General features: G+C 63.3%; 6 protein-coding genes. 3 read left to right on the forward strand and 3 right to left on the reverse strand.

What is annotated here, in order from left to right:
• Window positions 1–100 precede the first annotated feature (100 nt).
• The gene (locus JQ629_RS36770; protein ID WP_212416770.1) at window positions 101–568 is read left to right on the forward strand and encodes a TfoX/Sxy family protein; all 468 of its coding nucleotides are present in this window, start codon (window positions 101–103) and stop codon (window positions 566–568) included.
• A gap of 120 nt (window positions 569–688) precedes the next feature.
• On the opposite strand, the gene JQ629_RS36775 is transcribed toward JQ629_RS36770, so the two are convergent.
• The 3 genes from JQ629_RS36775 to JQ629_RS36785 all read right to left on the reverse strand — a co-directional run bounded on the left by JQ629_RS36775 (window position 689) and on the right by JQ629_RS36785 (window position 4,798).
• Window positions 689–1,756: a GGDEF domain-containing protein gene (locus JQ629_RS36775; protein ID WP_212416771.1), complete on the reverse strand. Its 1,068-nt coding sequence runs from the start codon at window positions 1,754–1,756 to the stop codon at window positions 689–691.
• Window positions 1,757–1,898: 142 nt separating this feature from the next.
• Window positions 1,899–3,440: a DEAD/DEAH box helicase gene (locus JQ629_RS36780; RefSeq protein ID WP_212416772.1), complete on the reverse strand. Its 1,542-nt coding sequence runs from the start codon at window positions 3,438–3,440 to the stop codon at window positions 1,899–1,901.
• A gap of 317 nt (window positions 3,441–3,757) precedes the next feature.
• A complete protein-coding gene (locus JQ629_RS36785; protein WP_349631374.1) occupies window positions 3,758–4,798 on the reverse strand; it encodes a helix-turn-helix transcriptional regulator in 1,041 nt (346 codons plus the stop codon).
• A 159-nt stretch (window positions 4,799–4,957) separates the two neighbouring features.
• Between JQ629_RS36785 and JQ629_RS36790 the strand changes: the two genes are divergently transcribed.
• Both JQ629_RS36790 and JQ629_RS36795 read left to right on the forward strand, forming a co-directional pair.
• On the forward strand, window positions 4,958–6,841 hold the full coding sequence (locus tag JQ629_RS36790) for a winged helix-turn-helix domain-containing tetratricopeptide repeat protein (RefSeq protein WP_212416773.1): 1,884 nt from the start codon (window positions 4,958–4,960) through the stop codon (window positions 6,839–6,841).
• A 138-nt stretch (window positions 6,842–6,979) separates the two neighbouring features.
• Entirely contained in the window at window positions 6,980–8,497 is a 1,518-nt protein-coding gene (locus JQ629_RS36795) for a caspase family protein (RefSeq protein ID WP_212416774.1), read from the forward strand.
• Window positions 8,498–8,632: the final 135 nt, after the last annotated feature.

Here is an 8,632-nt window from a genome sequence, read left to right on the forward strand (position 1 = left end):
CCAAGACTGCCTCCCAAAAAGAAGCCTTGAATCTGATTTGCGCCTAAAAGGGAATCCTTAGAGTCCACACCACCTAGGGCTTTCGCCGGGACGACGGAATATGGATCGCGATTTCCTGATCGACCTGTTTGCTGATTTCGGTCCGGTGACGATCCGCCGGATGTTTTCCGGCTTCGGCATTTCCGCTGACGGCACCAACTTCGCACTCGCGCTGCGCGCCGGGCTGTATTTCCGGGCAGATGAGACGACGATACCGCTGTTCGAGGCGGAGGGATCGCAGCCGTTTTCGTATCAAACCCGCACCAAAACCGTGACCGTGAATTCGTATTGGCAATTGCCGGCGCGGCTGTTCGACGATTCGGAGGAGCTGAGCAATTGGGCGAGGGCGGCGCTGGCCGCCGCGCAGCGCGCCGCGTTGCGCAAGCGTCCGAGGGTGCGCAAGGCGGCGAAGAAAATTGTCGCGAAAGCCGCGAAGAAGGTTGTGGCTAAGAAGAAACCTGCTGCGGAGAAGAAGCCTGCGGCAGTGAAGAAGAAAAAGAGAGCGAAGCGAATGAAGTCGTCATCCTGAGGTGTGAGCCCGGCGGTGCATTTGCACCGCTGGGTGAGCCTCGAAGGATGGGCCGCAAGCACCGTGCGAGTCATCCTTCGAGGCTCGCAAGAGCTCGCACCTCAGGATGACGGCGGAACCTCAAGCCACCTGGCTGCGGGAATCGGCGGCGAATTCGGGGTCGACTTCGCAGATCACGCGGTTGCGGCCGTTGCGCTTGGCGGCGTAGAGGCAGGCATCGGCGCGTTCGATCAGTGAATCCGTGTCGTCGTCCGGTTTCAGCATGGACACGCCGACAGAGATGGTGACGCGGCCGAGGATTTCGCCGGTGGATTTCTTCTTCAATTCCTTCGCCATCACGGCGCGGCGGATGTGATCGGCAACCGTCAGCGCCTGGCGCAGCGCGGTGTTGGGCAGCACGACCGCGAATTCCTCGCCGCCATAACGCGCGGTGATGTCCTGTCCCTTGATGGTCTGCTTCAAGGACATGCCGACGAGACGCAGCACCTGATCGCCGGTGAGGTGGCCGTAGGAATCGTTGAACGATTTGAAATGATCGATGTCGAACATCAATAGCGACAACGGCTCGCCGGTAACCAGCGCCGCCTGTACCGCCATCTCGATCGAGCGGTCGAAATATTTGCGGTTGCCAAGGCCAGTGAGCGGATCGGTCAGGCTCTCGGCACGGATGGCTTCCAGGCTGTGCTGGAGATTGCTGATCTCGCTCTTCGACAGCGACAGCCGGTTCTCCAGCGCCTTGTTGGTGTCGCGCATCTCGCGGGTGGATTTCACCAACTGGTCGACCACAGCCTTGATCTGGTCGCGGTTCTGCGCGGTCGACAGTTTCTGGCTGGCGCCGCTCAGGCTGGCGTCGTAGCTCGCCGACATGCCCAGCGCTTCGGTGATCAGCGTCATGACGTCGTCGATCTCGCCGATCACGCGCGCGCCGACCTTGTCGATGCGGTCGGAGGTCTTGATGTGAGAGAGGTAGGTTTCGTAGATCTGTTCGAGGTCGGCTTCGCTGAGCCTGCCGTTGCGCGCCAGCGTCTCGTTGATGATCTTGTTGAGGGGGGCGTTGTATCCGGTGGCGTAGACGTACCAGATTTCATAGTTGCGAGGCACGGCGGTCTGCCGAAGCGACTTGATCTGGCCCATCGCGACTTCGGCGAAAGCCAGCGTGCGTTCGTGTTCGTCCAGCAGTTTCACCACTGATCCGTCCCTAATAGCGAGCAACGCTTCGCGCCGCCCAGCAGGCAATAACTAAAATTATCGCCGTGAAGTTAAGGGAGGAGAATGAACGCCCGGTAAACAGGGTTGTACCCTGTTCACCGCGTGGACGGCGTTGAAAGCGTTAAACGCGGGCGCGCACGGGACGCAGCAAAAACGCCGGAAGATGCGAGTGATCGGCAGGCTCGGATTCGACCTCGCGCTGGGCGCGCCGCGGCTCGGCCCGGCCGATCGAGGGCACGCGGGAGGCCGGTGCGGGCGCTGGCGGCGTGAACGATTCGGTCGCTGCCTGCGGCTGCGGGCCGGAGTTGCGCTCGCCTCCCTTGGCGTGGCGCGGTTCGCGCTCACCTTGGCGCGGCTCGCGCTCACGTCGCGGCTTGCGTCCGCCACGTGAACCTTCCCGCGAACCTTCTCTCGAACCTTCCTTGACGCTTTCCCTGGAGCCTTCTCTCGCACCGTGGCGGGAGCCTCCGCGAGAGCCTTCTCTGCCGCGCGCCTCGCGCGGCGGGTCGATATCGCCTGACGCTTCCGATCGCACGGAATAGTCGCCTTCCGCACGGGGAATGGATTTTCCGATCAGCCGTTCGATCGCGGCCAGCGATTTGGTGTCGAGCGATGTGACGATCGAGATCGCGGTGCCGGCGCGGCCGGCGCGACCGGTTCGGCCGATGCGGTGGACGTAGTCGTCGGCATGATGCGGCACGTCGAAATTAAATACGTGGCTGACGGTGGGAATATCGAGGCCGCGGGCGGCGACATCGGAGGCCACCAGTATCGGGATTTCGCCGGAGCGGAATTGGTCGAGGGCGGCGGTGCGGGCCGACTGATCCATATCGCCATGCAGGGCACCGACACTGAAGCCGTGCTTTTGCAGCGACTTGTAGACGACGGCGACTTCGCGCTTGCGGTTGCAGAAGATCAGCGCGTTCTGGAGGTCCTTGGCGTCGCGCAGCAGGCGGCGCAGGATCTCGCGCTTCTCGTGCACCTCGCGCCCGCAGGCGACCTGGAACTGAGATACGCCCACAGCTGTGGTCGCAGGCTTGGAGACTTCGATACGTTCGGGATTGTGCAGGAAGGCTTCGCTGATGCGGCTGATTTCGGGCGGCATCGTCGCGGTAAAGAACAGGGTCTGTCGCGTGAACGGGACCAGCTTGCAGACCCGTTCGATGTCGGGAATGAAGCCCATGTCCAGCATGCGGTCGGCTTCGTCGATGACCAGGAGTTCGACGCCGGTGAGCAGCAGCCCGCCGCGCTCGGTATGGTCGAGCAGCCGGCCCGGGGTCGCGATCAAGACGTCGACGCCGCGGGTCAATTTGGTGTCCTGATCGCCGAACGAGACGCCGCCGATCAGCAGGGCGACATTGAGTTTTTGGCCAATGCCGTATTTGTCGAAATTCTCTTTGACCTGGGCCGCAAGTTCACGGGTCGGCTCCAGGATCAGGGTGCGGGGCATCCGTGCCCGGGCGCGGCCCTTTTCCAGCATGGTAAGCATGGGCAGGACGAAGGCAGCGGTCTTGCCAGTGCCGGTCTGGGCGATGCCGAGAACGTCGCGGCGGGCCAGAACGTGGGGGATCGCCTGTTCCTGAATGGGCGTAGGGGTGGTGTAGCCGGTGGCCGCAACAGCGGCGAGAACCTTGTCGGAAAGTCCGAGATGGGAAAAAGACATTGAGCCTCTAGTCGACACCGCCGTTCGGAATCGAGGGTAATAAGGCTGTCGCGTTCAACCCCGAAACGGCGCGCTTTAAAAAGCTGGGGGCTCTGACTTACGCTGACGAGCGGCTAACCCAGGGGAATCGCGTGTCGATCCAGGGCCGCGTTGGCCGGAACATAGGCGCGAAACGGCCAAAGTCAATCTGGGAACCAGCCAAATGGCCGAAAAAGCTTAATGTTTTCGCACAAATAACGGCCAAACCGTCATTTGCCGGTCAAATGCGTCGAGCTTGCCGAGCCCTGCTGCCACGCGACCGGTCGCGCGCTCATACCCTATTTCCTTGTCGCCGCTTCCCGGAAGTCACCGGGCGTGATGCCCTGCGCTGCGCGAAACACGCGGTAAAACGTTGCGAGGCTGTCGAAGCCGCTGGCGAAGGCGATCTCGGCAATGGTCATGGCCGGCGTCTCGCGCAACAGGCGACGGCTTCGCTCGATGCGCAGCGCGGTGACGGTTTGCGAGAAGCTCATGCTGGATTCTTCGAACAGCACGTGCAGATGACGAACCGAGATCGCGAGCTGACTTGCGACGAACGCTGGCGACAGTTGCGGCTCGGCGATGTGGCGGGCCATCAATCGCCGCGCCAGGGACAGGCGGCCGGCCCGAACCGCGTACTGCGCAACCCGGCTGGTCGGCCGGACAACGCCGCGCTCGATCAATGTGAGGTGCGTGAGTGTCTGCACCAGCGCCTTCGTTGTCGCCGGATCGCTGTCGTCATCCGCTTCGGTCAGGTCGGTGAAACAGGATTCCAGCAGCGGGGTGAGGGTGGCGCGGTCGGTAAACGGTTTTGGGACGAGGTCGTGCAGGCCGGGTAGCGGCAGCAGAATGTCGGCCACCGGTACCTTCAGAATGCGAAGATCGAAGCCTTCAGCGGCGATCGGGACCGTGTGGTAGGGCAGATCGGAATAGCTCGTCGCAAACGTTCCGCCGGCGACGTGGAAGTCATCGACATTGCGGACCCTGAACCAGCCGCCGCCGCCAAGCTGCTGGCAGATGCAAAGGCTGTCGCTGGGTGCGTTGGCGATATCGGTCGCACTGCGCTCGACGTGATAGCTCGAGGCGCGCAGTCCGACCAGTCCCGCGGAGCCGATCTTTCGAAGCGAGAATTCTCCGGAGAACTTTGGGCGGTGCTCCCGGTCGAGTTCGGCGGTCGCCCCAAAAAGCCCCTTGGAGCGCACCTCGCGCCAATAGTCGAACCGGTCCTTCGGATCGACCTGATCGGTGGACCATCTAAAGGCAGAGGTACCCTGATCTCCAGGAGGGGCATAGGCGACCGGCGCCAGACATGCCGCTCCTCTTAAAGCCGAAATAGCCACCCCCAGCACTCCTCCCCAAGATATGCCGCGGTGCGACAAATCACTCGGGAATCATGCCACGGCGGAGGAACCCGGTCCTGATGGGACGGCGGTGACTTTCTGAAATTTCTCTGATATTCGCTCTGCGCAGACCAGCCCTGAGAAGATTGCGGACATAAGTTGCTCTGTTTCGCCGGATTTGAACTCGACCCTGAACGCGCCAGGCTCCGCGGGCCCGGTGGCGAAGCGATCCGGCTGCGACCGAAATCCTTCGACATGCTGCAGCTGTTTGTGACCAACGCCGGACGCGTTCTCAGCAAGCAGGACCTGATTGACGCGATTTGGCCGAACGTCCATGTGGGCGACGACAGCCTATTCCAATGCGTCCGCGAAATCCGCGCCGCGCTTGGCGACGACCAGCGCCAATTGATCAAGCTGGTTTCCGGCCGCGGCTACCTGTTCGACGGGCAAGTGACGGTCGGGCCGGGCGGCCTTGGCGCGGCTGATCAAGCACCGCCTCCGGTCGCGACGGCCGACGCCGTTCCTGTCGCCGCGGCGTCACCCAAGCTCGCGGCAGAGCCCGCCCGGAAACGGCTCCGCTTCGGCTTGCGCGCCGCGCTTGCGACGGCGGCCGGGCTCGGTGCTGTCATCGGCCTAGCCGTCGCCGCGCCGATCTTCGTGCCCGATTTCATCTTCGCGCGAAAACCCCCGGCCGTTGCCGCAGAGCAGCTCGTTGGGGTGGGTGAGGGCCAGAAACTTGCCGAGTTGGCGGCGAGCGTGGCTGACCGCCTCAGCGCGGCCGTCAGCCTTGCCGCCGCAGCACCGGTGCTCACGCCCGATTCCATGTTCCCACGAAAGTCTCCGACCATCGCCATGATGCCGATCGTCGGCGTCGGTGATAGCCAGTTGGTTGCCGAGATGGCGGGGGACGTGACCGACCGGCTCACCGACGGCTTGGCCAGGATCGACAAGTTGCGCGTGCTGGCGCCGCGATCTCAAACGGCTTCGGCGGTGCCCCAGCCCGTCGCCGCGCACCCGGAGGCCGACTTCGTGGTGAGCGGCGAGTTACGGTTGGAAGGCGGGGCCTGGACCATCCAGGCGCGGATGAGCAATGGCGCCACTGGCGAGGTACGCTGGACCAACTCGGTTTCGGTCGGCATCGAGAAGTCGGATATGACGCTTCAGCAGATACGGCTCGCCGCGGGCGTCGGCCATCCACTAGCGCTTCGCATCAATGCGATGATCAATGCCGGTCCGGCCGCGACCGTCGACGACCTGGCTGGCGGCACCGCCAAGGTCGTTATCGAGCAGGCGATGGCCTCGATCAACCAGACCACGCCGGAGCGTTTCAAGGCCGCGCAAACCATGCTGGAGAAAGCCATCGCAGCCGATCCCGGTAATGTCGACCTCGCAGCCGCGTTGGCCGCGCACTTGCTGCGCGGCATCCAGATGACCTGGTACAACAAGGCCGATGTTGCCGAGACTCAACGCGCCGCGCAGTCGATGCTCGAGCAGGCGCTGCGGGCGAAGCCGACCTACATCCCGGTGCTGGAGGCGTATTGCCGCCTCCTCAACACGACAAACCAGTTCATCGAAAGCCTGGTGGCCTGCGGCCGGGTGTTGACCTTCGATCCCTGGGACGGGCTCGCGATCTATAATCTCGGCCTCGGGCAGCTTCGGCTCGGACGGTTCGAGGACGCGCTGGCGACGTTCAAACTGGCCGAACAATTCGACACGCCGCGAACGGCGCGCTGGACCTGGCTGCTGGGAGCAGGGCTGACCTTGGTGGTGATGGACCGCAACGAAGAGGCGATCCCTTATCTCACCAGATCGATTGCGATCACGCCGGCCACCGGACGATCACATGCAGTGCTGGCAATTGCCTACCATCGCACGGGCCGCACGGACGAGGCCAAGGCGGCCTTGGCCAAGACCATGGAACTGCGGCCCGGCTCCACTATCGCCAACATCAGGCTTGATCCCAGGAATGCCAGCCCCGTGTATAACGAAGCTTCCAAGCGTGTGGAGGATACTCTCCTGGCGCTTGGTATGGCGGCGAAATAGCGGGTCTATCGCTGACCTCACTCACGTGGCGGAAATGGGGCTCTGGTCCTGCCTGCAGGCATTGAACCGCCGGCGCGGCTTTATCGACTACGACAAAAGCGGTCCCGCGCGGCCGCGGATCATTGCGGGGAACTGGTTATGACGAGTTGGTTACGGCGCAAGGCCGGGCTGCTATCCGGACTGGCATTCGGCATTGTCGCCTCGTTGCTGGCGTTCGCTGCTCCCGCTTATGCCGAAAAACGCGTCGCGCTCGTGATCGGCAATAACGACTACCGGAACGTGCCGAAGCTGCAGAAGGCCGTCAACGACGCCCGCACCATGGGCGATACGCTGAAGCAACTCGGTTTCACCGTCATGGTTGCCGAGAACCAGACGCGCCAGGCTTTCAGCCAGAGCCTGCTCGCGTTCGACAAGGCGGTCGGCAAGGGCGACACCGCGTTCTTCTTCTATGCGGGCCACGGCTTTGAAATCGCCGGCCAGAACTTCCTGCTGCCGACCGACGTGCCGGCGGCAACCGAAGGCCAGGAGGAACTGGTGCGCGACGCTTCCATCCTCGCGGACCGCATCATCGAGCGCCTGCAGAACAAGGGCGCGCGAACCGCCATTCTGGTGTTCGACGCCTGCCGCAACAATCCGTTCGAGCGCTCCGGCACCCGCGCCGTCGCCGGTGGCGGCGGCCTCGCGCCGATGACGCAATTGCCGGAAGGCGTGTTCTCGATATTTTCAGCGGGACCGCGGCAGACTGCGCTGGACCGCCTGTCGAACGACGATGCCAATCCCAATTCGGTGTTCACCCGAACCTTTACCAAGGAACTGACGCAGCCCGGCGTCAACCTCGTGCAGGTCGCGCAACGCACGCGGCGGCTGGTCAGCGAGCTGGCGGAGACCGTGCGCCACAAGCAGATCCCGGTCTATTTCGACCAGATGGTCGATGACGTATTCCTGAGCGGCACGGCGAAGGCCGCGCCCGAGGCTGCCGTCGCCAAGCCTGCGGAGCCATTGCAGAAGGTTGCAGCGTTGCCGCCGGTGCACCGGCTGGCGCCGTCGAACGATTCCGTCAACGCGCCGATCGCGATGTTCTCGCGCCATAATAGCGGCTGGACCGTGGTGTTCTCGATCGCCGATCCGACGCTCGGGATTTCCTGGCGGATGGGCGAGGCCGGCGATTTCCGCGAGACCGGCTTCATCGACACGCTCGATCCGCGGACCCGCAAGCGGATGCCGAACCCGTCGATCGAGCTTCCGGCCGACGCGCCGGCCGCCACGATCCAGGTGCGCTATGTCGATACCAATGGCGAAGTGCAGGGGCCGTTTCCGATCCGCTTCGATCCCGAGGCGGCGCTGATCCGCGACCAGCGCAAGGTACTCGACATGACCGCGACCAGCTGGCTGTCGTTTCGTGAATTCAACGGGCTCCTGGTCTATTACACCCATCTGATGTCGTACCGCTGCGCGATCCGCGAGGTGCGCGTCGGCATCGACAGTGCCGTGCCCGACCACGTCCTGAAAATGCCGCCGTGCGATCCCAAGGATCCCAGCGTCATCCCGCGTGAGGCGCAGCCCTACCTCAAGCTTGCGCCGGCGACCAAGTCGGTTTCGGTCGAGCTGGTCTACCGCGACGGCAGCGTGTCCGAGATCAAGAGCTTCCGGCGCTAAAGCGTTTTCGAGCGAAGTGGATACCGGTTCGCGCCAAGAAAACGCGTCAAATCAAGAATCTAGTGTCCCGAATCTGAAGTTCAGCGGACTCCAAATCGACTCGAAGATGGCGGACTCTCCGCATTTTGGGGAGGA

This window comes from Bradyrhizobium sp. AUGA SZCCT0222 (assembly GCF_018130205.1).
Lineage (GTDB): Bacteria > Pseudomonadota > Alphaproteobacteria > Rhizobiales > Xanthobacteraceae > Bradyrhizobium.

Excerpts from the sequence above, each read along its gene's own strand:
- JQ629_RS36770 (WP_212416770.1), top strand. The coding sequence starts at position 101 with ATGGATCGCGATTTCCTGATCGACCTGTTTGCTGATTTCGGTCCGGTG.
- JQ629_RS36780 (WP_212416772.1), bottom strand. The coding sequence starts at position 3,440 with ATGTCTTTTTCCCATCTCGGACTTTCCGACAAGGTTCTCGCCGCTGTT.
- JQ629_RS36795 (WP_212416774.1), top strand. The coding sequence starts at position 6,980 with ATGACGAGTTGGTTACGGCGCAAGGCCGGGCTGCTATCCGGACTGGCA.